This is a genomic window from Conexibacter sp. JCM 18997 (assembly GCF_055391915.1).
On the sequence record NZ_AP043885.1, the window covers coordinates 737,240 to 760,213 of the forward strand.

25 protein-coding genes are annotated in these 22,974 nt (G+C 72.0%); 17 read left to right on the forward strand and 8 right to left on the reverse strand.

The annotated features are described in order from the left end of the window. Positions 1 to 798: a serine hydrolase gene (locus ACZ5UI_RS03790; RefSeq protein WP_464194371.1), complete on the reverse strand. Its 798-nt coding sequence runs from the start codon at positions 796 to 798 to the stop codon at positions 1 to 3. Here ACZ5UI_RS03790 and gcvH point away from each other — a divergent pair. Next, entirely contained in the window at positions 797 to 1,183 is a 387-nt protein-coding gene (gene gcvH / locus ACZ5UI_RS03795; RefSeq protein ID WP_464194373.1) for a glycine cleavage system protein GcvH, read from the forward strand. The genes ACZ5UI_RS03790 and gcvH overlap by 2 nt on opposite strands. Here gcvH and ACZ5UI_RS03800 read toward each other — a convergent pair. Continuing rightward, complete coding sequence (locus ACZ5UI_RS03800) at positions 1,113 to 1,613, reverse strand: DUF1360 domain-containing protein (RefSeq protein WP_464194375.1); 501 nt, start codon at positions 1,611 to 1,613, stop codon at positions 1,113 to 1,115. The two genes, gcvH and ACZ5UI_RS03800, sit on opposite strands and share 71 nt — an antisense overlap. A 66-nt stretch (positions 1,614 to 1,679) precedes the next feature. Between ACZ5UI_RS03800 and ACZ5UI_RS03805 the strand changes: the two genes are divergently transcribed. Next, a complete protein-coding gene (locus tag ACZ5UI_RS03805) occupies positions 1,680 to 2,441 on the forward strand; it encodes a helix-turn-helix domain-containing protein (protein WP_464194377.1) in 762 nt (253 codons plus the stop codon). Here ACZ5UI_RS03805 and ACZ5UI_RS03810 read toward each other — a convergent pair. Next, the gene (locus tag ACZ5UI_RS03810; RefSeq protein ID WP_464194379.1) at positions 2,428 to 3,234 is read right to left on the reverse strand and encodes a SigB/SigF/SigG family RNA polymerase sigma factor; all 807 of its coding nucleotides are present in this window, start codon (positions 3,232 to 3,234) and stop codon (positions 2,428 to 2,430) included. The two genes, ACZ5UI_RS03805 and ACZ5UI_RS03810, sit on opposite strands and share 14 nt — an antisense overlap. Positions 3,235 to 3,428: 194 nt before the next feature. On the opposite strand from ACZ5UI_RS03810, the gene trpS reads away from it, so the two are divergent. Next, positions 3,429 to 4,430, forward strand: a complete 1,002-nt coding sequence (gene trpS / locus ACZ5UI_RS03815; RefSeq protein WP_464194381.1) for a tryptophan--tRNA ligase — start codon at positions 3,429 to 3,431, stop codon at positions 4,428 to 4,430. On the opposite strand, the gene ACZ5UI_RS03820 is transcribed toward trpS, so the two are convergent. After that, the gene (locus ACZ5UI_RS03820) at positions 4,420 to 5,523 is read right to left on the reverse strand and encodes an amidase (RefSeq protein ID WP_464194383.1); all 1,104 of its coding nucleotides are present in this window, start codon (positions 5,521 to 5,523) and stop codon (positions 4,420 to 4,422) included. The two genes, trpS and ACZ5UI_RS03820, sit on opposite strands and share 11 nt — an antisense overlap. A 39-nt stretch (positions 5,524 to 5,562) precedes the next feature. On the opposite strand from ACZ5UI_RS03820, the gene ACZ5UI_RS03825 reads away from it, so the two are divergent. Together ACZ5UI_RS03825 and scpB are read left to right on the forward strand one after the other, a co-directional pair. After that, positions 5,563 to 6,300 (forward strand): segregation and condensation protein A, encoded by a 738-nt coding sequence (locus ACZ5UI_RS03825; protein ID WP_464194385.1) that lies wholly within the window; start codon positions 5,563 to 5,565, stop codon positions 6,298 to 6,300. Next, entirely contained in the window at positions 6,297 to 6,878 is a 582-nt protein-coding gene (gene scpB / locus ACZ5UI_RS03830; protein WP_464194387.1) for an SMC-Scp complex subunit ScpB, read from the forward strand. The genes ACZ5UI_RS03825 and scpB overlap by 4 nt, the downstream gene beginning before the upstream one ends. Here scpB and rlmN read toward each other — a convergent pair. After that, positions 6,868 to 7,845, reverse strand: a complete 978-nt coding sequence (gene rlmN / locus ACZ5UI_RS03835; protein ID WP_464194389.1) for a dual-specificity RNA methyltransferase RlmN — start codon at positions 7,843 to 7,845, stop codon at positions 6,868 to 6,870. The genes scpB and rlmN overlap by 11 nt on opposite strands. Here rlmN and ACZ5UI_RS03840 point away from each other — a divergent pair. Continuing rightward, positions 7,844 to 8,605 carry a pseudouridine synthase gene (locus ACZ5UI_RS03840; protein ID WP_464194392.1) on the forward strand — a complete coding sequence of 254 codons (762 nt, stop codon included), beginning with the start codon at positions 7,844 to 7,846 and terminating at the stop codon, positions 8,603 to 8,605. The two genes, rlmN and ACZ5UI_RS03840, sit on opposite strands and share 2 nt — an antisense overlap. Here ACZ5UI_RS03840 and ACZ5UI_RS03845 read toward each other — a convergent pair. Continuing rightward, the gene (locus ACZ5UI_RS03845) at positions 8,520 to 9,908 is read right to left on the reverse strand and encodes a pyridoxal phosphate-dependent decarboxylase family protein (RefSeq protein WP_464194394.1); all 1,389 of its coding nucleotides are present in this window, start codon (positions 9,906 to 9,908) and stop codon (positions 8,520 to 8,522) included. The genes ACZ5UI_RS03840 and ACZ5UI_RS03845 overlap by 86 nt on opposite strands. A gap of 28 nt (positions 9,909 to 9,936) precedes the next feature. Here ACZ5UI_RS03845 and aroH point away from each other — a divergent pair, with 28 nt between their 5' ends. The 4 genes from aroH (at position 9,937) to ACZ5UI_RS03865 (ending at position 12,537) form a co-directional block, all read left to right on the forward strand. Then, on the forward strand, positions 9,937 to 10,302 hold the full coding sequence (aroH, locus tag ACZ5UI_RS03850) for a chorismate mutase (RefSeq protein ID WP_464194396.1): 366 nt from the start codon (positions 9,937 to 9,939) through the stop codon (positions 10,300 to 10,302). Then, positions 10,299 to 11,375: a histidinol-phosphate transaminase gene (gene hisC, locus ACZ5UI_RS03855; RefSeq protein ID WP_464194398.1), complete on the forward strand. Its 1,077-nt coding sequence runs from the start codon at positions 10,299 to 10,301 to the stop codon at positions 11,373 to 11,375. The genes aroH and hisC overlap by 4 nt, the downstream gene beginning before the upstream one ends. Positions 11,376 to 11,446: 71 nt before the next feature. Next, positions 11,447 to 11,950, forward strand: coding sequence for an RNA polymerase sigma factor (locus tag ACZ5UI_RS03860; protein ID WP_464194400.1), 504 nt, complete (start codon positions 11,447 to 11,449; stop codon positions 11,948 to 11,950). After that, the gene (locus ACZ5UI_RS03865) at positions 11,947 to 12,537 is read left to right on the forward strand and encodes a hypothetical protein (RefSeq protein ID WP_464194402.1); all 591 of its coding nucleotides are present in this window, start codon (positions 11,947 to 11,949) and stop codon (positions 12,535 to 12,537) included. Before ACZ5UI_RS03860 ends, ACZ5UI_RS03865 begins: the two co-directional genes overlap by 4 nt. A gap of 16 nt (positions 12,538 to 12,553) precedes the next feature. Here the strand turns inward: ACZ5UI_RS03865 and ACZ5UI_RS03870 are convergent, their stop codons facing one another. Further along, complete coding sequence (locus ACZ5UI_RS03870; RefSeq protein ID WP_464194404.1) at positions 12,554 to 14,443, reverse strand: potassium transporter Kup; 1,890 nt, start codon at positions 14,441 to 14,443, stop codon at positions 12,554 to 12,556. Between the two features lie 180 nt (positions 14,444 to 14,623). On the opposite strand from ACZ5UI_RS03870, the gene aroF reads away from it, so the two are divergent. The 7 genes from aroF to metK are packed head-to-tail and all read left to right on the forward strand — an operon-like array spanning position 14,624 to position 22,571. Next, positions 14,624 to 15,652: a 3-deoxy-7-phosphoheptulonate synthase gene (gene aroF / locus ACZ5UI_RS03875; protein ID WP_464194406.1), complete on the forward strand. Its 1,029-nt coding sequence runs from the start codon at positions 14,624 to 14,626 to the stop codon at positions 15,650 to 15,652. Continuing rightward, positions 15,649 to 16,680 (forward strand): prephenate dehydrogenase/arogenate dehydrogenase family protein, encoded by a 1,032-nt coding sequence (locus ACZ5UI_RS03880; protein ID WP_464194408.1) that lies wholly within the window; start codon positions 15,649 to 15,651, stop codon positions 16,678 to 16,680. The genes aroF and ACZ5UI_RS03880 overlap by 4 nt, the downstream gene beginning before the upstream one ends. Further along, on the forward strand, positions 16,670 to 17,965 hold the full coding sequence (gene aroA / locus ACZ5UI_RS03885; RefSeq protein WP_464194410.1) for a 3-phosphoshikimate 1-carboxyvinyltransferase: 1,296 nt from the start codon (positions 16,670 to 16,672) through the stop codon (positions 17,963 to 17,965). The genes ACZ5UI_RS03880 and aroA overlap by 11 nt, the downstream gene beginning before the upstream one ends. Further along, positions 17,962 to 18,543, forward strand: a complete 582-nt coding sequence (locus ACZ5UI_RS03890; RefSeq protein ID WP_464194412.1) for a (d)CMP kinase — start codon at positions 17,962 to 17,964, stop codon at positions 18,541 to 18,543. Before aroA ends, ACZ5UI_RS03890 begins: the two co-directional genes overlap by 4 nt. Beyond that, positions 18,540 to 19,856: a ribosome biogenesis GTPase Der gene (gene der / locus ACZ5UI_RS03895; protein ID WP_464194414.1), complete on the forward strand. Its 1,317-nt coding sequence runs from the start codon at positions 18,540 to 18,542 to the stop codon at positions 19,854 to 19,856. Before ACZ5UI_RS03890 ends, der begins: the two co-directional genes overlap by 4 nt. Further along, on the forward strand, positions 19,837 to 21,372 hold the full coding sequence (locus ACZ5UI_RS03900) for a DUF3352 domain-containing protein (protein ID WP_464194416.1): 1,536 nt from the start codon (positions 19,837 to 19,839) through the stop codon (positions 21,370 to 21,372). Before der ends, ACZ5UI_RS03900 begins: the two co-directional genes overlap by 20 nt. Further along, the gene (metK, locus tag ACZ5UI_RS03905) at positions 21,369 to 22,571 is read left to right on the forward strand and encodes a methionine adenosyltransferase (protein WP_464194418.1); all 1,203 of its coding nucleotides are present in this window, start codon (positions 21,369 to 21,371) and stop codon (positions 22,569 to 22,571) included. Before ACZ5UI_RS03900 ends, metK begins: the two co-directional genes overlap by 4 nt. Here metK and ACZ5UI_RS03910 read toward each other — a convergent pair. Beyond that, a complete protein-coding gene (locus tag ACZ5UI_RS03910; protein ID WP_464194420.1) occupies positions 22,554 to 22,952 on the reverse strand; it encodes a hypothetical protein in 399 nt (132 codons plus the stop codon). The two genes, metK and ACZ5UI_RS03910, sit on opposite strands and share 18 nt — an antisense overlap. Positions 22,953 to 22,974 lie beyond the last annotated feature (22 nt).

The window sequence follows — 22,974 nt, forward strand, 5'->3', positions numbered from 1 at the left end:
TCAAGGCCAGCAAGGAACAGGACCTCGACGAGCTTCTGACCGACCTGCTGGTCCATTCGTATCCGACGAAGGCCGTCCAGAACGCGTGACGCGCCGGGCGATCCCCGCGATCGTCTGCGCCGCGTAGGACTTCGACGGGCTGCCCCAGGTCAGCACCGCCAGCGCGAGCCGCTGGTCGCCGCGCCGGGCCAGCCCGACCTGGTTGACCAGGCTTGAGCGCCACCCGCCCTTGAACAGGACGGTCCAGCCCTGCGGTCGCAGCACCGCCGGGATGCCCCACGACTGGCAGCGCACGACCCCGCCGAGCAGCTGCTCGGCGTAGACCAGATGCCGGCCGGGCACGAGCCGCTCCAGGCGGCTGAACAGCCGCACCTGATCGGCCGCGGTGATGCCGGTGCCGTACAGCACACCCGGCGCGACGACCAGGTCGCGCATGCCGGCCGCGCGCCCGAGCGCCAGCAGCCCGCCACTGCCCACGCGGGCATGGACCCAGCGGCCGGCGTCGTTGTCGGAGACGCGGATCATCGGGCCCAGGTGCGCGCGCTCGGCCGCGGTCAGCGGACGATCGGCGGCGGCGCGCAGCGCGGCCACCAGCAGCATCGCCTTGACCACGCTGGCCGACGGGCGCACGGTGTCGGCGTGCAGGCCGGTGATGCGCCCGTCGTCGTGGCGCACGGCGAAGGCCACGCTCCCGGCGCGGTCGCCCGCCCACGTGCGCGCGGCCGCGATCGAGGCCTGCGCGGGCGCCGCGGCGACGACCGCCGCCAGCACCGCCGCGACTGCTAGCGTCCCGCGCATGGCCGAGGCTTCATACCCCACCGACCTTCTCTACCACCCCGAGCACGACTGGGTGAAGCTCGAGGGCGACACCGCCGTCTTCGGCATCACCTGGTACGCGCAGGACGCGCTGGGCGAGGTCGTGTTCTTCGATCCGCCCCAGGTCGGCACCTCCGTGACCAAGGACGAGCCCTACGCCGAGGTCGAGTCGGTCAAGGCCGTCTCCGACGTGATCGCCCCGCTGTCGGGTGAGATCGTCGAGGTCAACAGCGGGCTGTCGGACACGCCCGACGCGATCAACGACGACCCGTACGGCGACGGCTGGCTGGTCAAGGTCAAGCTGTCTGACGCCAGCGAGCAGGCGGCTCTGCTGGAGCAGTCGGCGTACGTGTCGTCTCTGAGCTAGCCGCGCACACGGCGCTGAAGCCGGCCTGCAGGAAGTCGTTGAGCGCGGAGGTGGCCAGCACCGCGGTGACGACGCGCGCCTCATCGGGGCGCGCGACCCGCAACGCGATCAGCCCCAGCGAGCTCCACGCGCCCAGGCAGCGCGTGCAGGTCAACAGCTCGCCCACGGCGTAGCGCATCCGCCGGCCCTTGGGCTTGCGCGAGGTCTCGTCGACGAACGGCTCGCGCACCCACGTCTCGACCTTCTCCTTGGCCACGAGCTTGGACAACGCGAACGCGGCCAGCCCGAGCGCGGGCAGCTCACCGCCGGAGATCGGGCGGGCCCCCGACTGGCGGGCGGCCAGCACGACCGTGCCCAGCAGCGACCCGTAGGTGGCGCTCAGCGTCGCGTAGTCGATGGGCTTGGTCGGGGTCTCCTGGACGGGACGCATCCGCTTCGCGTACCCGGTTTCGGGCCGTTCACGCGGGGCAGGAGGTGACTGCGACATAGATTCCGAGTGAAAGGCATCATCCTCACCGTGGGGGCCGTGGCGGTCATCGACGTCGACCCGGATCTCGCCGAGGGCCTCCCGCCGCTGGAACGAGAGGCCGCGAGCAGGCGCCTCGTCGCGCCCGGGTTCGATCTGCCGGTCGGGAGCTGGTCGCCCGACGCGCGCTCGGACGGTGCCCGGGCGCTGGGCATCCTCGTCGTCGACGGGCTGCTGACCCGCGCGATCACCCTGGAGGGGCGGACCACGGGCGAGCTGCTGGGCACCGGCGACCTGCTGCGCCCGTGGGACGCCGAGGAGTCGCCGCCGGGCGTCTCGCTGCTGGTCACCTGGTCGGTGCACGCGCCCACCCGCCTGGCCATCCTCGACCGCCGCTTCGTGGCCGCCGCCGCGCGCTGGCCGACGATCCTCGAGGAGATCGCCCAGCGCGCGGTGCGCCGGTCGCGGTCGCTGGGGCTGCAGCTCGCGCTCGGGCAGGTGCCCCGCATCGAGGGCCGGCTGCTGCTGCTGTTCTGGCGGCTGGCCGAGCGCTGGGGGCGGGTGACGCCCGACGGGATCCACGTCCCGCTGCGGCTGACCCACGAGACGCTGGCCGCGCTGGTCGCGGCGCGCCGCCCGTCGGTCACCAGCGCCCTCGGCCGGCTGGCCGAGGGCGGGTTGATCGAGCGGCGCGACAGCGGATGGCTGCTGCACCGCGAGGCCGAGGAGCACATGGCCGAGTACCTGGCCGCGCGCGACGGCACCGCCGGCGCGACGGTCAGGCCGCCATGAGCATGCGCTCGCGCTCGGCGTAGGGCACCGGGGCCGGCGCCTCGGCCAGGCGGTTGGCCTTCTCGCCCAGGCGGGTCAGCGCCTTGCGCAGGATCCGCGAGACCTGCATCTGCGAGCAGCCGATCTGGTCGGCGATCTCGGTCTGGGTCAGGTCGCGCACGAAGCGCAGGTAGAGGACCTTGCGGTCGCGCTCGTCGAGCACGTCGCGCAGCTCGCGCAGGTCGGCGACCTCCTCGGCGAGGTCCAGTCGCTCGTCGGTGAAGCCGACGGTGTCGGCCACGGTGCGCTCCCCGTCGTCCAGGCGCCCGGCGGGGGCCTCCAGCGAGGTGACGGCGTAGGCCGAGCCGGCCTGCAGCGCCTCCAGAACCTCCTCGAGCTCCAGCTCGAGCTCGGTGGCGATCTGTTGCGGGGTGGGGGACCGGCCGTCGCGGGCGATCAGCCGGTCGACGGTCTTGGTGACGGTCAGCACGCGCTCCTGCAGCGGGCGCGGCACGCGCATGGCCCAGGAGTGGTCGCGCAGGTACCGGCGGACCTCGCCGTACATGGTCGGGATCGCGTAGGTGCGCAGCGGGACGCCGAAGCTCGGATCGAAGCGGTCGACGGCCTTGGTCAGGCCCAGCCACGCGACCTGGTGCAGATCGTCCTCGTGACCGCGGGCGTTGTAGGCGGTGGCCACGCGGCGAACGAGCGGCGCCATGCGGCGCATGAGCTCCTCACGGGCGGCCAGATCGTTGTGGCGGCGGTAGCGCTCGAGCAGCCACTGCTCGGAGACCTGCGTGGAAACGGGCGACATTCGAACCCCCTTGCTCAACGGAACGTGAGCCGTCTGGAGTCCGAGACCTCGCGCGTGACGCGGTCCGTCCTTCTGGCGGATGCTGCGTGGAGGTCACCCCGCGTACCGTGCGTCGCATGGTCCGAGAGCTGACCTGATGTTTGCCGTACCCGGGATTGGGGAGCGGCATGCGTGGAATTACACTCCGCCCCCGCATGCGGATCTTCAGCGGCATCCAGCCCACCGGGCGCAAGCACCTGGGCAACTACATCGGGGCGATCCGGCGCTACGTCGAGGGGCAGGACGAGGCCGGCGAGTCGATCTACTGCGTCGTCGACCTGCACGCGGTCACGGTGGCCTACGACCCGGCCGAGCTGCGCGAGCGCGTGTACGACACGATCGCGACGCTGATCGCCGCGGGCCTGGATCCCGAGCGCTCCGTCCTGTTCCGCCAGTCCGACGTGCTCGCGCATCCCGAGCTGGCCTGGCTGCTGTCGTCGGTCACCTCGTGGGGCGACCTCAACCGCATGCACCAGTTCAAGGAGAAGTCCGGCAGCCAGCGCGAGCTGGCCTCCGCGGGCCTGTTCTCCTACCCGGTGCTGATGGCCGCCGACGTGCTCGCCTACCGGGCCACGCACGTGCCGGTCGGCGACGACCAGCGCCAGCACATCGAGCTCATGCGCGACATCGCGGAGCGCTTCAACGCCCGCTACGGCGAGACGCTCGTCGTGCCCCAGGGGACCTATCCCACCGTGGGCGCGCGGATCATGGACCTGCAGGAGCCGACGCGGAAGATGTCCACCACCGCCGGCAGCGAGCAGGGCCGCGTCTACGTGCTCGACGAGGCCAAGGACATCGAGCGCAAGTTCAAGCGCGCGGTGACCGACTCCGAGGATCCGCCGGTGATCCGCGCGGGCGCCGACAAGCCGGGCGTGACCAACCTCCTGGAGATCCTGGCCGCCGCGCGCGGCCTGACCATCGCGCAGGCCGAGGCGATGCTGGCCGACGCGCGCGGCTACGGCGATCTGAAGAAGGAGACCGCCAGCGCGGTCATCGAGCTGCTCGAGCCCGTGCGCGAGCGCTACACCGAGCTGCGCCTGGACACCGACCGCCTGGAGGCGATCCTGGCCATGGGCGCCGAGAAGGCCCGCGCGATGACCGCGCCCGTGCTGGACGACGTGCGCGCCGCGATGGGCGTCGGGCCCGTCAGCCGCTGAGGCGCGCGGCCAGGTCCAGCAGCGCCTCGTCGGTCCCGGGCCGGCCGACCAGCTGAGCGCCCACCGGGAGCCCGGGTCCGGGCAGCGGGATGGCCACGATCGGCACCGGCGCCTGGGTCAGCGGCACCACGCAGGAGAGCAGCAGCGTGCGGATGTCGGAGTCGTCGTCGCGGCGCGGGGCGACGTCGGGGACCGTCGGCGCGATCAGGACGTCGTAGCGCTCCAGCGCGGCCAGGATCGCCGCGGCGATCGCGGCGCGTTCGCGCAGGCCGGCGACGTACTGGGCGTCGGTGATCTGCAGGCCGGCGCCGATGCGCGCGGCGACGTCCGGGGCCAGGTCGTCGATCGGCAGCCCGCGGGCGGCGTACACGCGCGCGGCCTCGTAGTGCTGGATGACCCGGTGGGTCTCCAGCGCGCTCAGGCCGAGGAGGTCCATCCCGATCGCGTCGCCGCCGTCGCCCAGCGCGCGCACGCGGGCGGCGACGTCGGGGGTGGCGTGGTCGATCAACGTGTCGATCAGCGCGATCCGCGGCTGGGCCGGGGCGCTGACCACCTCGGGCGCCGGACCGGCCATCGCGCTGAACAGCGCGGCCGCCGCGCCCGCGGTGCGGGCGATCGGGCCGACGACGTCGGTGGTCGGGGACAGGGCCTGGATGCCGTCCAGGGAGATGCGCCCGGGGGTGGGGCGCAGCGCGACGACGCCGCACAGGGCGGCGGGAACCCGCAGCGAGCCGCTGGTGTCGGTGCCGATCCCGGCGTCGGCCAACCCGGCGGCCACGGCGACCGCCGGTCCCGACGACGAACCGCCGGGCAGACGCTCGGGGTCGTGCGGGTTGCGGCACTCGGGGAACCAGGGGTTGCGGCCGTCGACGCCGAAGGCCCACTCGTTCGTGTGGCCCTTGCCGATGATCGTGGCGCCCGCGGCCCGGATCGAGCGCACGCAGGCGGCATCGCCGGTGGCCACGCGCGACCAGTTCTTCGCGCCCGCGGTGGTGGGCATGCCGGCCACGTCGATGATGTCCTTGACGATCACGCGAGGCGTTCCGGCGGCCGGTTGCGGATCGGTGTAGAGAAAGCACCCCAGGTCGGTCACGAGCGACAGGATGACCGACCCCGTCGCTACGGTGTCGCCATGTCCGTCGCCACGGATCTCGAGCTCGACCTGGACGTCTTCACGGGGCCGTTCGACCTGCTGCTCGCGCTCGTGCTGCGCGAGGAGCTGGACCTGCTCGAGGTGCCGCTGGCCGACGTCGTGCTCGCCTACCTCGACCACCTCGAGGCGCGCGGCGAGCTCGACCTCGAGCAGGCCACCGAGTTCCTCGTGCTGGTCGCTGCGCTGCTGGAGCTGAAGTCGCGGCTGATGCTGCCGCGCGAGGAGGAGGAGCTGCTGGATCTCGACCCGGGCGAGGCGGCCGAGGAGCTGCTGGCCCGGATGCTCGAGGCCAAGCGCTACCGGGCGGCGGCCGACGACATCAAGGCCCGGCTGGACCGCGAGGAGGGCATCCGCTATCGGTCCGCTGCGGCCCCGCCGTGGCTGAAGCGACCGGACCTGACCGAGCTCGAAGCGGTCTACGACCCGGCCAAGCTGGGCGCCGCGCTGGCCGCGTTGCTCAAGCCGCCGGTCGAGGTCTCGCTCAGCCACGTGACCATCCACCTGGTCACCGTCGAGGAGCGGTTGAAGGTCCTGCGCGGTCTGCTGCGACGCGGTTCGGTCTCCTTCGACGAAGCGGTCAAGGGAGCGGATCGGGTGACGGTGGCCGTCACGATCTGGGCGCTCCTGGAGCTCTACAAGCGCGGCGAGGCGACCTGGGAGCAGGATGAGCCGTTCGGCGACATCCAGGTGAACGCGCGGGTGGCGCAAGCGGCATGAGCGAGCTGGCCAAGATCCTCGAAGCGCTGCTGTTCTTGTCCAACGAGCCCGTCTCGCTGGAGGACCTGGCCGCCGCCACCGACGCGTGGGACGACGAGATCGCCACCGCGCTGACCGAGCTGGAACAGGCATACGCCCCGGGCCAGCGCGGGCTGATCCTCAAGCAGGTGGCCGGCGGCTACACGCTGGCCACCGATCCCAACGCCGAGGCCGCCGCGCGCAAGCTGCTGGCCAAGCCGCGCACGCCGCCGCTGACCCCGGCCCAGGCCGAGGCGCTGGCCATCGTCGCCTACCTGCAGCCGGTCTCCCGGCCCGAGATGGCCCGCATCCGCGGCGTGTCGTCCGACAGCGCCACCACGACGCTGGTCGAGCGCGGGCTGATCGAGGAGTCCGGCCGCTCCCAGTTCGGCGCGGTCCTGTACCGCACGACCCCGCTCTTCCTCAAGCTGTTCGGCCTGCACTCGCTGGACGATCTGCCGGACGCCTCGACCTGGGATCCGACCCCCGAGGAAGAGAAGGACCTGCGCGATCGTCTGCTGCGCGCCGGCGAGCAACGCGCCGGCGTGACTAGCGAGTAGCGGCCAGCTGGCCGCAGGCGGCGGCGATGTCGCGGCCGCGCGTGAGCCGCACCGTGGCCCGGACGCCGTGCTCCTCCAGCACGGCGCGGAACGCGTCGATCGCCTCGGGCGAGCTGCCGTCGTAGACCGAGTCGGTCGGGTTGTACGGGATCAGGTTGACCTTGAACGTGAAGCCCGGACCGAGCAGCTGGGCCAGCTGCAGCGCCTGCTCGTAGCGGTCGTTGACGCCGGCCAGCATCACGTACTCGATGAACACGGCGCGGTTGGTGGCCGCGTGATGGGCCCGGCAGGCGTCGAGCACGTCGGTCAGCGCGAAGCGCTCGTTGATCGGCATGATCTGCGAGCGCAGCGTGTCGTCGGGTGCGTGCAGCGAGAAGGCCAGGCGCAGCGGCATCCCGCAGTCGGTGATGCGCGCGATCCCCGGCAGCCACCCGACCGTCGAGACCGTCGTGCGCCGGTGGGTGATGCCGATGTCGGGCAGCTTGGCCGCCGCGGCCAGCACGTGATCGACGTTCAGCAGCGGCTCGCCCATCCCCATGAACACCAGATGGTTGACGGGCTCGATACGGCGGAAGTGCAGGACCTGGTCGAGGATCTCGCTGGCCGTCAGGTTGCGCCCGAACTTCATCTTGCCGGTGGCGCAGAACGTGCAGGTCAGCGGGCAGCCGGACTGCGAGGACACGCAGATCGAGCGGCGGCCGTCCTGGTAGCGCATCAACACGGCCTCGACCGGGCGGCCGTCGTGGGTGTGGAAGAGGACCTTGATCGTGCCGTCGCGGGAGTGCGCCTCGTCGACCACCTGGAGGGAGGAGAACGGCACGCGGTCGCGCAGCCGTTCGCGCAGCGCCACGGGCAGGTTGCTCATCTCGTCGTAGGACGCGGCGCCGCGGGCGGCCCACTCCCACACCTGGCGGGCGCGATAGGACGGCTGGTCTTCGAGCTCGTGCTGCAAGAGTTCGAGGTCCATGCGCCTCTCACGGTACCTCGCTCACTCCGGCATCTCCTCGCGTCGCGGCGCCGAAGAGCTGATCCGGGCCGGTCGCGTGACGGTGGCCGGACAGGTGATGACCGATCCGGCCCACGACGTCGACGAGCACAGCGGGGTGGCCTTCGACGGCAAGCAGGTGCACGAGCTGAGCGACTCGGTGGTGATCGCGCTGAACAAGCCCAAGGGCGTCGTGTCCACCGCGCGCGACACGCACGGGCGGCCGACCGTGGTCGAGCTGGTCGGCGCGCGCCGGCGCCTGTACCCGGTGGGGCGCCTCGACGCGGACACCACCGGGCTGATCCTGTTGACCGACGACGGCGAGCTGGCCAACAAGCTCACGCATCCGCGCTTCGGGGTGCCCAAGACCTACCGGGCGATCGTCGCCCACGCGCCGGTCAAGGAGGAGACGCTCGAGCGCCTGCGCCAGGGGGTCGAGCTCGACGACGGCCGCACGGCGCCCGCGCAGGCCCGCCGCCTGGCGCCCAACCAGATCGAGCTGGTCATCCGCGAGGGGCGCAAGCGCCAGGTGCGGCGGATGCTCGACGCGGTCGGTCATCCGGTCAAGTCGCTGCAGCGCGTGCAGTTCGGCCCGCTGCGCCTCGATCTGGCCGAGGGCGCCTTCCGTCAGCTCAACAAGGGCGAGGTGGCCCAGCTCAAGGCGCCGAGCTCAGCCGGGAAGCCACATCCCGGACGATCCGCACCGTCGCGCGGACGTCGTCCTCGGTCGTCCGGAAGTTGACGAAGCAGGCCCGCAGGCAGTCGACGCCGTCCACGCTGGCGCCGGCCAGGAACACCCGCGCGTCCTCCTGCAGCGCCGTGACCAGGCGGCGGTTGTCGACGCGGCGGTGGCGGAAGCAGACCGCGGACAGGACCGGCTCGGTGACGAGCTCGAGCGCGTCGTCGGCGGCCACCAGCTCGGCCAGCAGCCGCGCCTCGGCCAGGTTGCGCTCGATGGCGGCGCGTATCGCGTCGGCACCGTGGACGGTGAAGGCCAGCCACAGCTTCAGCGCGCGCAGCGGACGCGAGTACTCCAGCGTCTGATCGACCGCGTGCGGCTCCTCGTCCTCGACGTGGGGGATGTAGGCCTCCTGGTGGGCGAAGGCCGCCTGCAGGGCCAGCGGGTCGCGCACGAGCAGCACGGAGCACGCCTTGGGCACGAACAGCCACTTGTGCGCGTCGACGGTGGCCGAGTCGACGCGATCCAGCGCGGCGAACAGGGGACCCGCGGTGGCGGTCGCGGCGGCGGGGAGCCCGTAGGCGCCGTCGACGTGCAGCCACACGCCGCGCTGGGCGCAGATCTCCACCAGCTCGGCCAGCGGATCGACGGCGCCGGTCAGCGTGGTGCCCGCCGTGGCCACGACGGCCATCGGCGTGACGCCCGCGGCCCGGTCGGCGTCGATCGCCGCGGCACAGGCGGCGGCGTCCATCGCGCGGTGCGCGCCGATCGGGATCGGCCGCACGGCGTCGGCGCCCAGCCCCAGCACCTCCGCGGCCCGGACCACGGAGTAGTGCGCCTCGCCCGAGCAGTACAGGGCGAGCCGCCGGTCGCCCATGCCCGTGCGGCGCACGCCGGGCGCGGCGTGCTCGCGCGCGGCGGTCAGCGCGGTCAGGTTGGCGATCGTCCCGCCGCTGGTCGTCACGCCGCCGCCGCCCGCGCCGAACCCGACGAACTCGGTCACCCAGCGCAGCACCTGGCGCTCGATCAGGTCGGCGCCACCGGCGGTGACCGCGACGTTGACGTCGTGGCAGGCCATCAGCGCGTCGCCCATCACGCCGATCTCCAGGCCGCTGGACCCGACGTAGGCCAGGTAGCGCGGGCGGGGCTGGGCGATCGAGGCATCGAGGATCGCGCTGGCGATGTCCAGGCCGGCGATCGCGTCGATCCCCTGCGCGGGCAGCGGCTGGCCGAGCCGCTCGCGCAGCTCGTCCGACAGCGGTGGCTGGCCCTCGCGCGCCTGATCGAAGCCGCGCCAGCTCTCCAGCAGGAGGCGCTCCAGGGTGGCCAGCGCCGCCTCGCGATCCTCCAGTCGCAGCGACGTCACGCCGCCAGGTTGGCACAATGCGCGCGCCATGCGTCTGTTCGCCCTTCGAGGAGCCACCACCGTCGATGCCAACCAGGCCGACCTGATCCTCGAGGGCTCGGCCGAGCTGATGCGCGAGCTGATGGCGCGCAACGAGCTGACCCCCGACGCGGTCGTGTCGTGCATCTTCACGGTGACCGACGACCTCGACGCCGCCTTCCCCGCCACCGCCGCCCGCAACATGGGCTTCGAGCGCGTGCCACTGCTGAACGCCCGCGAGATCCCGGTGCCCGGCTCGCTGCCGCTGGTCATCCGCGTGCTGATGCACTACTACGCCGACGAGGGCCACGGCCAGCGCCACGTCTACCTGCACGAGGCCCGCGTCCTGCGCACCGACCTGGAGGCGGCCCAATGAGCGGTCGAGCCCGCTTCTCCGGCCGCGTCGAGCGGCTGCCCAAGTACCCCGCGGCCCCCGGCTACGCCTGGAAGGGCGACATCGCCCGGTTGGCCTCCAACGAGTCGCCCGATCCGCCGCTGCCGCAGGTGCTGGCGGCCGCGCAGACCGCGCTGGCCGACCTCAACCGCTATCCCGATCCGACGGGCGGCGCGCTGCGCGAGTCGCTGTCGGACCGCTACGGCGTGCCGGTCGACCGGATCGCCATCGGCAACGGCGGGAGCGACCTGCTCATCGCCGCCGGTGACGCGCTGCTGGAGCCCGGCGCCGAGGTCATCTACGGCTGGCCGTCGTTCTCGATGTACCCGCACATGGGCCAGGCGGCGGGCGCGACCGAGGTCCGCGTGCCGCTCAAGGACGACTTCATCGACCTCGATGGGATCCTCGGCGAGATCACCGCCGCCACGCAGCTGATCGTCGTCTGCAACCCGAACAACCCGACGTCGACCGCGCACCCGCTGGCCGTCCTGGAGGCGTTCATCCAGCGCGTGCCGTCCTACGTGTGGGTGATCCTCGACGAGGCCTACATCGAGTACTCGCTGGTCGAGGATCCGGACGCGTCGCTGGAGCTGCTCAAGCGCTATCCCAACGTCGCGCTGCTGCGGACGTTCAGCAAGGTCTACGGGCTGTGCGGCCTGCGGGTCGGGTTCGTCCTGTGCGGGTCGGCCGAGCTGTGCCAGGCCTTCTACGCGGTGCGTCAGCCGTTCAGCGTCAACGCCGTGGCCCAGGCGGCCGCGGTCGAGGCGCTCAAGCACCAGGACGCCGTGGCCCAACGCGTCGAGCGGGCCATCGCGGCGCGCCTGCAGCTGGACTCCGGGCTGCGTCGCCTGGGCATCGTGCCGCGCGAGTCGCAAGCGAACTTCTCGTGGTTCGAGGTGGGCGACGGGGAGGTCGAGATCGTCAGCGAGCTGGCCCGGCGCGGCGTGCTCGTGCGCTCGGGCACCGCCCTGGGCGAGGAGGGCTTCCTGCGGGTGACCTACGGCCAGCCGCACGAGAACGACCGCTTCCTGTCCGAGCTGGCGACGCTCCTGTAGCCCGCTTGGGAAGGATCCGCGCCGCGCGGCGTCCTTCGGACTGAGTGGCCACGATCATTAGCCTCCACGAGGTGCCGCGACGGCTGGATCCCGATCGGCTGGGCGACCACATCGACCGGCTCTATCGCGCTGCCTGGGCGATGTGCGGCAACCCGCACGACGGCGAGGACCTCGTGCAGGAGACGTACGCCAAGGTGCTGTCCCGGCCGCGGTTTGTTCGACATGACGACGACCTCGGATATCTCCTGCGCGCCCTGCGCAACACGCACATCAGCCGCCTGCGACGGGCCGGCCGACGGCCCCAGCAGGCCGAGCTGGAGGACGACCTGCCCGAGCTGGCCTACGACACGCGGCGTCCCGAGGTGGCCTACGAGGTCGGGGAGCTGTTCGCGGTGATCGCGGCGCTGCCCGACGACGCCCGCGAGGTGATCGTGGCCGTGGACGTGGTCGGCCTCAGCTACCGCGAGGCCGCCGACGCGCTCGACGTCAAGGAGGCGACCGTGACCACGCGGCTGCACCGGGCCCGCCGGCGCGTGGCCCGGGCGATGGAGCCGGCCCGCGAGGAGGCGTCATGACCGATCCGATCGGCGACGCGATCCGTGAGGCGTCACAGACCGTGCGCGCGCCGCACTCGCTGCGCGAGTCGCTCGACCGCCCGCCGCGCCGCCGCGGCGTGCGCTGGGTGTTCGCCCTGGGCGGCGGCGCGATCGCCGCCGCGGTGATCGTCGTCGTGCTCTCGCTCGGCGGCGGCCCGTCGGTGCAGGACGTCGCGCAGGCGGCGCTCAACGCGCCCACCCAGCCCGCGCCCGCCGGCGACGGGCACTACGTCGACGCCCAGATCGCCGGCATCCACTTCCCCGACTACGAGGCCGACTGGGGCTGGAAGGCGATCGGCGCCCGTCGCGACACGGTCGACGGCCGCGACGCGCTGACCGTCATCTACGCCAAGGACGACACGGGCGTGCACTACACGATCGTCGACGGAGACCCGCTGCCCAGGCCGGACGGCGCCACCGTCGTCGACGTGAAGGGGACGCCGGTGGCGCTGAAGCGCGACGGCGACACGCTGACCGCCAGCTGGGAGCGCGACGGCCACACCTGCATCCTGGCCACGAAGATGGCCAGCGCCAAGCAGCTCGAAGCGCTGGTCGACTGGTCCTAGCGTCGGCTGCGGATCGTCAGACCTCGATCCGCGACCCCATGACGACCGTCCGGTCGCGGGGGAGGCCGAAGTACTCGACCGGGTCGCTGGCGATGTGGGCGGTGGCCAGGAACAGGCGCTTGCGCCAGCGCGACAGGCCGGGCGCCTTGCTGGGCGTGAGCTCGATCGTGGAGAGGAAGTAGGAGGCGCCGTCTGGCTCGAGGGTGCACTCGATCGGCTCGCGGGCCAGGCGCTGCACGATCGTCGGGACGTCGAGGGCGTCCTGATAGCCGAAGGCGGCGCCGGCCCGGACGATGCCGTCGTCGGTGTAGCCGAGGTCGTCGACGCTCAGCCGCTGGTCCTCGGCGACGTGGGGGACGGGGCGGATGTCGAGTGAGAGGATCACGACGTGCTCGTGGAGCACCTGCAGGTGCTCGATCGTCGCCCGCATGGCCAGCGGGACGGTCTGCGGGTTGCGGTTGAGGTAGACGGCGGTGCCGGGGGTGCGGACGACCGGCCGGGCGTGGTCGTGCAGCTCGTCGATCAGCTCGGGCAGGCTGCCCTCGGCCTCCTCGCGGCGCTGGGTGACGATCACCCGCCCGCGCTGCCAGGTGGTCAGCACGGTGAAGGCGATCACGCCGATCCCCAGCGGCAGCCAGGCGCCGTGGAACAGCTTGGTCAGGTTGGCGGCCAGGAAGAACAGGTCGACGGTCAGCAGCGCGCCGCCGCCGAGCAGCACGATCCAGCGTCCCCAGCCGAACTCGTGGCGGGCGATGTAGAAGAACAGCAGCGTGGTGATGGTGATCGTGCCGGTCACCGCGACGCCGTAGGCGAAGGCCAGCGCGGCCGAGCTCTCGAAGGTGAAGACGAGCGTCAGCACCGACACGGCCAGCAGCCAGTTGATCCAGGGGACGTAGATCTGGCCCTCGATCTGCTCGGAGGTGTGCACGACGCGCAAGCGCGGCAGGTAGCCCAGCTGGGCCGCCTGCTTGGCCACCGAGAAGGCGCCGGTGATGACCGATTGGGAGGCGATCAACGTGGCCAGCGTGGCCAGGAAGACCAGCGGCCAGTGGCTCCAGCCCGGCGCGAGCAGGAAGAACGGGTTGGAGATCGACCGCGGGTCGTCGAGGATCGTGGCCGCCTGCCCGAGGTAGCTGAGCATCACCGCCGGGAAGACGAGCAGCACCCACGCGCAGGTGATCGGGCGGCGCCCGAAGTGGCCCATGTCGGCGTACAGCGCCTCGGCGCCCGTGAAGGCCAGGACGACGGCGGCCAGCGAGAAGAACGCGACGCCGAAGTGGTCGACCATGAACTGCACGGCGTAGGTCGGCGACAGGGCCTCCAGCACCTCGGGCCGCTGCGCGATCCCGTTGATCCCGAAGATCGCGATGGTCAGGAACCACACGACCATCACCGGGCCGAACAGGCGGCCGATGCGCGCCGTGCCCAGCCGCTGCAGCACGAACAGCATCACCAGGATGCCCGCGGCGATCGGCACCACGAGGTTCTCCAGCGACGGCTCGGCCACCTTCAGGCCCTCGACCGCCGACAGCACCGACATCGCCGGCGTGATCATGCTGTCGCCCAGGAACAGCGACGCGCCGAAGATGCCCAGCCCGGCCAGCACCAGCTTGGTCCGCGGCCGGCCGGACACCGCGCGGCTGCTGACCAGCGTGATCAGGGCCATGATCCCGCCCTCGCCGTGGTTGTCGGCTCGCATGACCAGCGTCACGTAGGTGAGCGTCACCACGAGCGTCACCGACCAGAAGATCAGCGAGGCGATGCCGTACAGCGCCTCGTGGGTGACCACCACCGGGTGGGGGTCGTCGGGGTTGAAGACCGTCTGGACCGCGTACAGCGGGCTCGTCCCGATGTCGCCGAAGACGATGCCCAGGGCGCCCAGGATCAGGGTGGTGCGGGCTCGCATCGGTGCGCTACTCTTGCAAACGACATGCGTAGCCCGCTCGCCACCCCCGGCTTCCTTGGCTACGCGTATTCCTGGCGATTTCTCTAGGCGTTCGGTCCTACCTTGCCCTGCGTTCGCGCTGTGGCTCACCGGGCGCCCGCATGTGAGACATCCCCCTCGACCAGGTAGAGAAGACCAGACATGTTGATCGTCATGAAGGCGGGCGCGACCGAGGACCAGGTCGCCGCAGTGGTGGAGCGCATCGAGAGCGTCGGAGCCCAGGCGCACGTCAGCGCCGGCGAAGAGCTGACGCTGATCGGCGCCATCGGTGACCGCGACCACGTCGCCCGGCTCGGGCTGGAGGGCCACGCCGGCGTCTCCCAGGTCGTGCCCATCCTCAAGCCGTACAAGCTCGCCTCCTCGCAGCTGCGCCAGGGCGGGCGCTCGACATTGGACATCGCCGGGCGCAAGGTCGGCGGCGACCACTTCGCGCTGATCGCGGGGCCCTGCACCGTCGAGTCGCGCGAGCAGCTGATGACCGCCGCCGACGCCGTCAACGCGGCCGGCGCGACGATGCTGCGCGGCGGCGCCTACAAGCCGCGCACCTCGCCGTACTCGTTCCAGGGGCTCGGTCAAGAGGGCCTGCGCCTGCTCAAGGAGGCCAAGGAGCGAACCGGGCTGCCGATCGTCACCGAGCTGATGGACGCCCGCGACATCGAGCCGCTGGCCGAGGTCGCCGACGTCGTGCAGATCGGCGCGCGCAACATGCAGAACTACCCGCTGCTGACCGAGGTCGGCCGCTCGGGTCTGCCGGTGATGATCAAGCGCGGCCTGTCCTCGACGCTCGAGGAGCTGCTGATGAGCGCCGAGTACGTGCTCAAGGAGGGCAACGAGAACGTGATGCTCTGCGAGCGCGGCATCCGCACGTTCGAGACCGCCTACCGCTTCACGCTGGACATCACGGCGATCCCCGTCCTGCAGGAGCTGTCGCACCTGCCGGTGATCGTCGACCCCAGCCACGCGCCCGGCCGGCGCGACTGGGTGGAGTCGCTGTCGCTGGCCGCCGCCGCGGCGGGCGCGGACGGGATCATCGTCGAGACGCATCCCGATCCCGACAACGCGATCTGCGACGGGCCCCAGCAGCTGCCGACCGACGGGTTCGCGGAGTACGCGCAGAAAGTGGCGCGCGCCGCCGAGCTGGCCGGCAAGGTCAGCACCGTCACGGCGTGAGGATCGCGGTCATCGGCACCGGGCTGATCGGCGGGTCGGTCGGCATGGCCGCCCGTCAGCACCTCGGCGCCGAGGTCCGCGGCAGCGGGCCGGAGGCGCCACGGGCGGTCGAGCGCGGCGCGCTGGACGTGGCCTGCGCGTCGATCGAGGAGGCCCTGGACGGCGCGGAGATCGCGTTCGTGGCCACGCCGCTGGGCGTGCTGGAGGCGTCCGTCGGCGCGGTGCTGGCCGCCGCCTCGGCCGACTGCGCCGTGACCGACGTCGGCTCGACCAAGACCGGCGTCGTGGCCGCCCACGCCGACCCGCGGTTCGTCGGCGGCCACCCGCTGGCCGGAGGCGAGGCGGCCGGGATCGAGCACGCGCGGGCGGACCTGTTCGACGGCGCGGTCTGGTACCTGACGCCCGGCCCCCAGACCACCGGGATCCTCTACGAGCGGCTGCACCGGGCGCTGATCGGCATCGGCGCGCGGCCGACGGCGATCGACCCCGACGTGCACGACCGGCTGATGGCCGCGGTCTCGCATCTGCCGCACGTGATCGCCAACGTGCTCGTGGCCCAGGCCTTCCGGGCGCTGGACGACGGCGAGACGCTGCCCGCGACCGGGCCCGGATTTCGCGACGCCACGCGGATCGCCGGCGCCAATCCCCCGCTGTGGGCGGACATCCTGCTGGCCAACCGTGAGGCGACGGTGGTCCAGCTCGACGACGCCGTGGCTCGGCTGGGCGAGGCCCGCCACGCGTTGGTCGACGGCGATCGGGCTCGGTTGCTGGCGTTGCAGAGCGAGGCGGCCAGCGAGCGGCAGGCGCTGCTGGAGGCGCAGCTGGGCGAGGGGCCGCAAAGCGAGCTGCGGGTGATGGTGCCCAACCGTCCGGGGGTGATTGCCAAGCTGGCGCTGGACCTGGGGCGTGCAGGCATCAACATCTCCGACATGACGTTGTCGCCGCTGGATGCCCATCAGGGCGAGGTCACGATCTGGATCCCGACCAAAGAAGAAACCCGCGCCCGCGAGCTCCTCGATGCGCTTTGACCCGCTGACCATCCGGGGCGCCGTGATCGCCCCGCCGGACAAGTCGATCTCCCACCGCGCCGCGCTGATCGGCGCGATGGCCTCCGAGCCCGTGCGCGTGACCGGCTACCTCGACGCGGCCGACACGAACTCGACGCTGGCCGCCGTGCAGCAGCTCGGCGCGCTCGTCGAGGTCAAGCCCGACGAGATCGTCATCCGGGGCAGCGGGCTGCGCGAGGCGCGCTCCAGCGACCGCCCGATCGACGTGGGCAACGCCGGCACGCTGATGCGCCTGCTGCCGGGCTGGCTGGCGGGGCAGCAGGGCCGCTCGTGGACGCTGGACGGCGACAGCTCGATCCGCAAGCGCCCGGTCGACCGCATCGCCGAGCCGCTGGCCCGCATGGGCGGGATCCTCGAGGCGACCGACGGGCGCTTCCCGCCGTTCGTGGTGCACGGCACGCGCCTGCGGGCGATCCACTACGAGCTGCCGATGGCCAGCGCCCAGGTGAAGTCGTGCGTGCTGCTGGCCGGGTTGAGCGCCGACGGCGCGACCACGGTGACCGAGCCGGCCCCCAGCCGCGACCACACCGAGCGGATGCTGGCCGGCGCGGGCATCCAGGTCGAGCGCCACGGCCGCCACGTGACCGTGCATCCGGGCGACGAGTTCGAGCTCGAGCACGTGCACGTGCCCGGCGACCCGTCCAGCGCCGCGTTCTGGCTGGCCGCGGCGGCGATCGTGCCCGGCAGCGAGGTCGTCGTGCGCAACACCGGCACGAACTGGACCCGCGTGGGCTTCATGCGGATCCTGCAGCGCATGGGCGTCCAGGTCGGTGGGGCGCTGGAGGAGCCCGATCCGATCGGCGTGCCCACCAGCGAGCCGGTCGCCGACCTGTCCGTCCGCCACGGCGCGGCGCTGCGCGGTGTCGTGGTGGAGGCCGACGAGGTGCCGCTGGCCATCGACGAGCTCCCGCTGGTGGGCCTGCTGGGCTGCTTCGCCGAGGGCGAGACGATCGTCACGGGCGCCCAGGAGCTGCGCGTGAAGGAGTCCGACCGGATCGCCTCCGTGGTCACCGCGCTGAACGCGCTGGGCGGCGACGCCGAGGCCACCGAGGACGGCTTCGTGGTGCGCGGCACCGGCGGCCTGCGCGGCGGGGCGATCGACTCCGGCGGCGACCACCGCATCGCGATGCTCGGCGCGATCGCCGGGTTGGCGTCGCGCGACGGCGTCGAGGTCGCCAACATGGAGGCCGCAGCGGTCTCCTATCCCGGCTTCACCGCCGATCTGCGTACCCTCAGCGCCCGATGATCGTCGCCATAGACGGCCCCGCCGGGGCCGGCAAGTCCACCGTGGCGCGCGCGACCGCCCGCGCGCTCGGCTTCCAGTACCTCGACACCGGCGCCATGTACCGCGCCGCCGGGCTCGCCGCCGACCCCGTGCGCGCCGACATCCAGCTCGCCGACGGACGCATCTCGCTGGACGGCGAGGACGTGACCGAGGCGATCCGCACGCCGCAGGCCGGCGAGGGCGCCTCCGTGGTCGCCGCGCGGCCCGAGGTGCGCGCCGCGATGGTGGCCAAGCAGCGGGCCATGCTCACCGCCGGGGGCGACTGGGTGGCCGAGGGGCGCGACATCGGCACCGTCGTGGCGCCCGACGCCGAGGTCAAGATCTTCCTGACCGCCGATCCGATCGAACGGGCCCGTCGCCGGGCCGAGGAGCTGGGCATGGACGTCGACGCAGTCCTGCGCGACCAGACGCTGCGAGACGAGCGCGACCGCACGCGCACCGACAGCCCGCTGGTCGCCGCGCCCGATGCCGTGCAGCTCGACACGACGGCGCTGACCATCGACGAGGTCGTCGCCCGGATCGCTGAGCTGGCCCGATGAAGGTCGCGGTCGTCGGCTACCCCAACGTCGGCAAGTCCTCGCTGGTCAACCGGCTGTCGGGCACCCGCACGGCGGTCGTGCACGAGCGCGCCGGCATCACCCGCGACCGCAACGAGGTCGCAGCCGAGTGGAACGGGCGCCTGTTCGACCTGATCGACACCGGCGGCGTGGACTTCGAGGACCTCGATCCGCTGGCCGGCTCGATCCGCGAGCAGGTCCAGGCGGCGCTGGCCGACGCGGAGGTCGCGCTGTTCGTGGTCGACGCCCAGGGTGGTGTGCGCCCCGGCGACCAGGAGATCGCCGACCTGCTGCGGCGCTCGGGCAAGCCCGTGGTGCTCGCCGCCAACAAGGTCGACAGCGTGCGCTCGATGTCGCTGGCCGCCGAGTTCTGGAGCCTGGGACTGGGCGAGCCGATGCCGGTCTCGGCCACCCAGGGTCTGGGCACCGGCGACCTGCTGGACCGCATCGTCGAGCTGCTGCCCGAGGACGCGGTGGTCAACGACGACGAGGACGTCCTGCGTCTGGCCGTGATCGGGCGCCCGAACGTCGGCAAGTCCTCGCTGGTCAACCGCATCATGGGCGACCAGCGGGTGATCGTCTCCGACGTGGCCGGCACCACGCGCGACTCGATCGACATGGAGCTGGAGATCGAGGGCCGGCGGGTGATCCTGATCGACACGGCGGGCATGCGCCGCCAGGCCCGCGTGTCGGAGTCGGTCGAGTACTACACGGCGCTGCGCTCCCAGCGAGCGGCCGAACGGGCGGACGTCGTGCTCGTGGTGTGCGACGCCTCGGAGGGCATCACCGCCCAGGACCTGCGCATCGCCGAGCTGGGGATGGAGGCCAAGTGCGCGACGGCGATCATCCTGAACAAGTGGGACATCAACGACGAGTTCGACCTGGAGATCGAGCGCGAGCGGATCGCCCAGAAGCTGCGCCAGCGCCCGAAGATCCTGACCGTGTCCGCGCTCACCGGCCGCCACCTGGCCCGGGTGATGACGGAGGCGCTCGCGCTCGGTGACAAGATGCGCACGCGCGTGCCCACCCCGGACTTCAACCGCTTCCTGGCCGAGGTCGTGCAGGTGCGCCAGCCGCCGGCCAAGCAGGGCCACCGGCTGAAGCTCATCTACGGCGCCCAGACCCAGACCCGTCCGCCGCGCTTCGCCATCCAGGTCAACTCGCGCAATCGGGTCACCCGCGACTACGCGTACTTCATCGAGAACCGGATGCGCGCCCGCTACGGCTTCGACGGCGTGCCGCTGATCATCGACTTCAACGAGCGCAAGGAGCGCCGTGGCGGCGGCCGCACCTGATGGCCTGATCCGCCGCCGCCGGCTGATCGCCGGCGTGGTGATCGTGTTCGCCGTCCTGGCGCTGGTGGCCGGCGTCGTCGCGGCCACCGGTGGCGGCGCGGGACCGGCGATCTCCGACCGGGCGGCCGCGCTCGTGCCGGCCGACGCGCTGGTCTACGTGCATGTGTCGACCGACACCGATCGCGCGGCGGTCAAGGACGCCCAGCAGCTGGGCGACGGCTTCCCCTCCTACGAGCGGTTGCGCGACACCGTGCTCAGTCGCCTGGCGGTGGCGGGCAGCGACGACGACATCCGCCCGTGGCTGGGCGACGAGGTCGCGCTGGCGCTGACCGGCGGGTCCAGCGGAACGGCGGGCTCGCTCGTGCTGCTGTCGGTCGGTGACGCGGACAAGGCCAAGGCGTTCATCGCCGAGGGCGCGCGCAAGAGCGGCCCGGGCAAGGAGTACAAGGGCGTCCAGCTGGCCCGCTACGGCGCCGTGTACGCGGCCTTCATCGGCGACTTCGTGGCGCTCGGCCAGGCCGAGACGCTGCAGGCGGCGATCGACCTCCAGCAGGGCAAGGGCACCGCGCTGGCCGCCGACCTGACCTACCGCAAGACGACCGACGGGCTGCCGGCCGACCGGGTGGCCGACGCCTACGCGACCTCCGACGGGCTCGGGCGCCTGCTGGTGCCCGCCGGCGGCGCCCTGGGGATCGTCGGCGTGCTGTTCGACCGTCCCGGCCTGAAGGGCGTGGCCGCCTCGGTCAGCGCGGACGCGCCCGGGGCCGAGGTCGTCGTGCGCTCCGACGTGCCCGGCCGCAAGGCCCAGGAGTTCACGCCGTCGCTGCTGGACGCGGTGCCCAAGAGCGCGATGGCCTACTACGGCACCCGCGGCCTGGACCAGAACATCACCCGCCTGCTCAGCGCGGCCGGAACCCAGAGCCTGGCCGACCTGCTCTCGCAGGCCACGTCCGCGCTGGGCGCCGACGGCGTGGACGCGGTGCGCAAGGACCTGCTGGACCTGCTCTCCAACGAGAGCGCCGTCGCGCTGCTGCCCGACGTGCCCGCGCCGACCGCGCTGATCATCGCCAAGGCGTCCAACCCCGACGCGACCCGCGCCGCGCTGGACCGCCTGACCGCCACGCTGCCCAAGGTCCTCAAGGGCGCGAAGGTCACCGAGACCGACGGCGTCACGCAGATCAAGTCCAGCCAGGCCGAGTTCGACCTGGCCGTGATCGACGACAAGCTCGTCGCCGCGACGTCGATGAAGGGCATCGCGGCCGCCCGCGACCCCGACGGCGGCATCGGCGACAACGACCACTTCAAGGCGGCCGTGACGAACACGAAGAATCCCGTCACCTCGGTAGTCTTCCTGGACTTCAGCCAGCTTCTCTCGTTGGCCGAGCAGACAGGACTCAACGACTCGCGCGCCTATCTGGCGGTCAAGAACGACCTCCGCAAGCTGCAGGCCGTGGGCGTCAGCTCGAGCGGCGCTGGGGAGGACACGACCTCGGAGATCCGGTTCCAGATCCCATGAGCTACGCCGACAACGAGTACCTGTTCACGTCTGAGTCCGTCACCGAGGGCCATCCCGACAAGGTCGCCGACCAGATCTCCGACGGCGTCCTGGATGCCGTCCTGAAGGCCGATCCCACCGGTCGCGTGGCCTGCGAGACGCTGGTCAACACCGGGCTGGTCATCGTCTCGGGCGAGATCTCGACCTCCACCTACGTGGACGTCCAGGACATCGCCCGCAGCACGATTCGCAACATCGGCTACATCGACGCGGATCTGGGGTTCAGCGCGGATTCGTGCGCGGTGATCAACGCGATCGACAAGCAGTCTGCCGACATCGCGCAGGGTGTGGATGCGGCGCTGGAGACGCGTGAGGGCGGCGATTCGGGCGAGTTGGACATCGCCGGCGCGGGCGACCAGGGGATGATGTTCGGCTACGCGACGAACGAGACGGACGAGCTCATGCCGCTCCCGATCTCGCTGGCCCACAAGCTCGCGGCGCGCCTGGCCGCCGTGCGCAAGGACGGCTCGGTGGGCTACCTGCGCCCGGACGGCAAGACGCAGGTGTCGGTGCGCTACGCCGACGGCCGGCCGGTGGCGATCGAGAAGCTGTTGATCAGCACGCAGCACGCCGACAGTGCGACGAACGAGCAGATCCGCAAGGACCTGTGGGAGCAGGTCGTCCTGCCGGTGCTGCCGGCGGATCTGTTCGATGAGAACGCGTTGGCCAAGGAGTTCCTGGTCAATCCGACGGGCCGGTTCGTGATCGGCGGCCCGGTCGGTGACTGCGGCCTGACCGGGCGGAAGATCATCGTGGACACCTACGGCGGGATGGCCCGCCACGGCGGTGGCGCGTTCTCGGGCAAGGACCCGAGCAAGGTCGATCGCTCGGCGGCGTATGCGGCGCGGTATGTGGCCAAGAACATCGTGGCCGCGGGGTTGGCCGATCGGGCGGAGGTGCAGGTGGCCTACGCGATCGGTGTCGCGCATCCCGTGTCGGTGATGGTGGAGACGTTCGGGACGGAGAAGATCGGCCGGGGCCGGATCGCGGAGTTGGTCAACGAGCATTTCGACCTGCGTCCGGGCGCGTTCCGTGAGTACCTCGATCTGCATCGGCCGATCTATCAGAAGACCGCGGCGTACGGCCACTTCGGCCGTGACGACGCGGACTTCACCTGGGAGCGCACCGACCGTGCGCAGGCGCTAGCAGGTGCCGCCTAGGAGCTTCGTCGGCGTCCGGACCTTGCCGGCGCTGTACAGGCGCACGAGCTCGGAGTTGGGCTGCAGCGAGCCGAGCACGAAGTCCAGGATCGAGCCGCTGCTGACCGCGTAGGGCATCTGGAAGACCGCCTGGTAGCAGAGGCCGGTCGTGCCGATCGACTTCGGCGTGGCCGTGTCGAGGGTGGAGCCGCCGGACTGGTTCACCGATGCGGTCAGGCCGCTGATCGGCTGGTTGACCCGGAAGACGACGTTGACCGTCGTCGCGGGCTTGCCCTGGACGATGTAGGTGACGGGGTCGCCGACGAACTGCGTCGATCCCGCCTGGGCAACGGCGGGCACGACGAGGGCGACGAGGATTCCCAACAGCAGCGAACGCATCATGGCGGCATCGTACGCTCGTGGG

Coding starts and splice junctions, on each gene's coding strand:
- trpS (WP_464194381.1), top strand. CDS start 3,429: ATGCGGATCTTCAGCGGCATCCAGCCCACCGGGCGCAAGCACCTGGGC.
- rlmN (WP_464194389.1), bottom strand. CDS start 7,845: ATGGACCTCGAACTCTTGCAGCACGAGCTCGAAGACCAGCCGTCCTAT.
- ACZ5UI_RS03825 (WP_464194385.1), top strand. CDS start 5,563: ATGTCCGTCGCCACGGATCTCGAGCTCGACCTGGACGTCTTCACGGGG.
- ACZ5UI_RS03840 (WP_464194392.1), top strand. CDS start 7,844: ATGCGCCTCTCACGGTACCTCGCTCACTCCGGCATCTCCTCGCGTCGC.
- ACZ5UI_RS03800 (WP_464194375.1), bottom strand. CDS start 1,613: ATGCGTCCCGTCCAGGAGACCCCGACCAAGCCCATCGACTACGCGACG.
- metK (WP_464194418.1), top strand. CDS start 21,369: ATGAGCTACGCCGACAACGAGTACCTGTTCACGTCTGAGTCCGTCACC.
- ACZ5UI_RS03790 (WP_464194371.1), bottom strand. CDS start 798: ATGCGCGGGACGCTAGCAGTCGCGGCGGTGCTGGCGGCGGTCGTCGCC.
- ACZ5UI_RS03890 (WP_464194412.1), top strand. CDS start 17,962: ATGATCGTCGCCATAGACGGCCCCGCCGGGGCCGGCAAGTCCACCGTG.
- scpB (WP_464194387.1), top strand. CDS start 6,297: ATGAGCGAGCTGGCCAAGATCCTCGAAGCGCTGCTGTTCTTGTCCAAC.
- gcvH (WP_464194373.1), top strand. CDS start 797: ATGGCCGAGGCTTCATACCCCACCGACCTTCTCTACCACCCCGAGCAC.
- ACZ5UI_RS03810 (WP_464194379.1), bottom strand. CDS start 3,234: ATGTCGCCCGTTTCCACGCAGGTCTCCGAGCAGTGGCTGCTCGAGCGC.
- aroA (WP_464194410.1), top strand. CDS start 16,670: ATGCGCTTTGACCCGCTGACCATCCGGGGCGCCGTGATCGCCCCGCCG.
- aroH (WP_464194396.1), top strand. CDS start 9,937: ATGCGTCTGTTCGCCCTTCGAGGAGCCACCACCGTCGATGCCAACCAG.
- hisC (WP_464194398.1), top strand. CDS start 10,299: ATGAGCGGTCGAGCCCGCTTCTCCGGCCGCGTCGAGCGGCTGCCCAAG.
- ACZ5UI_RS03910 (WP_464194420.1), bottom strand. CDS start 22,952: ATGATGCGTTCGCTGCTGTTGGGAATCCTCGTCGCCCTCGTCGTGCCC.
- ACZ5UI_RS03870 (WP_464194404.1), bottom strand. CDS start 14,443: ATGCGAGCCCGCACCACCCTGATCCTGGGCGCCCTGGGCATCGTCTTC.
- der (WP_464194414.1), top strand. CDS start 18,540: ATGAAGGTCGCGGTCGTCGGCTACCCCAACGTCGGCAAGTCCTCGCTG.
- ACZ5UI_RS03865 (WP_464194402.1), top strand. CDS start 11,947: ATGACCGATCCGATCGGCGACGCGATCCGTGAGGCGTCACAGACCGTG.
- aroF (WP_464194406.1), top strand. CDS start 14,624: ATGTTGATCGTCATGAAGGCGGGCGCGACCGAGGACCAGGTCGCCGCA.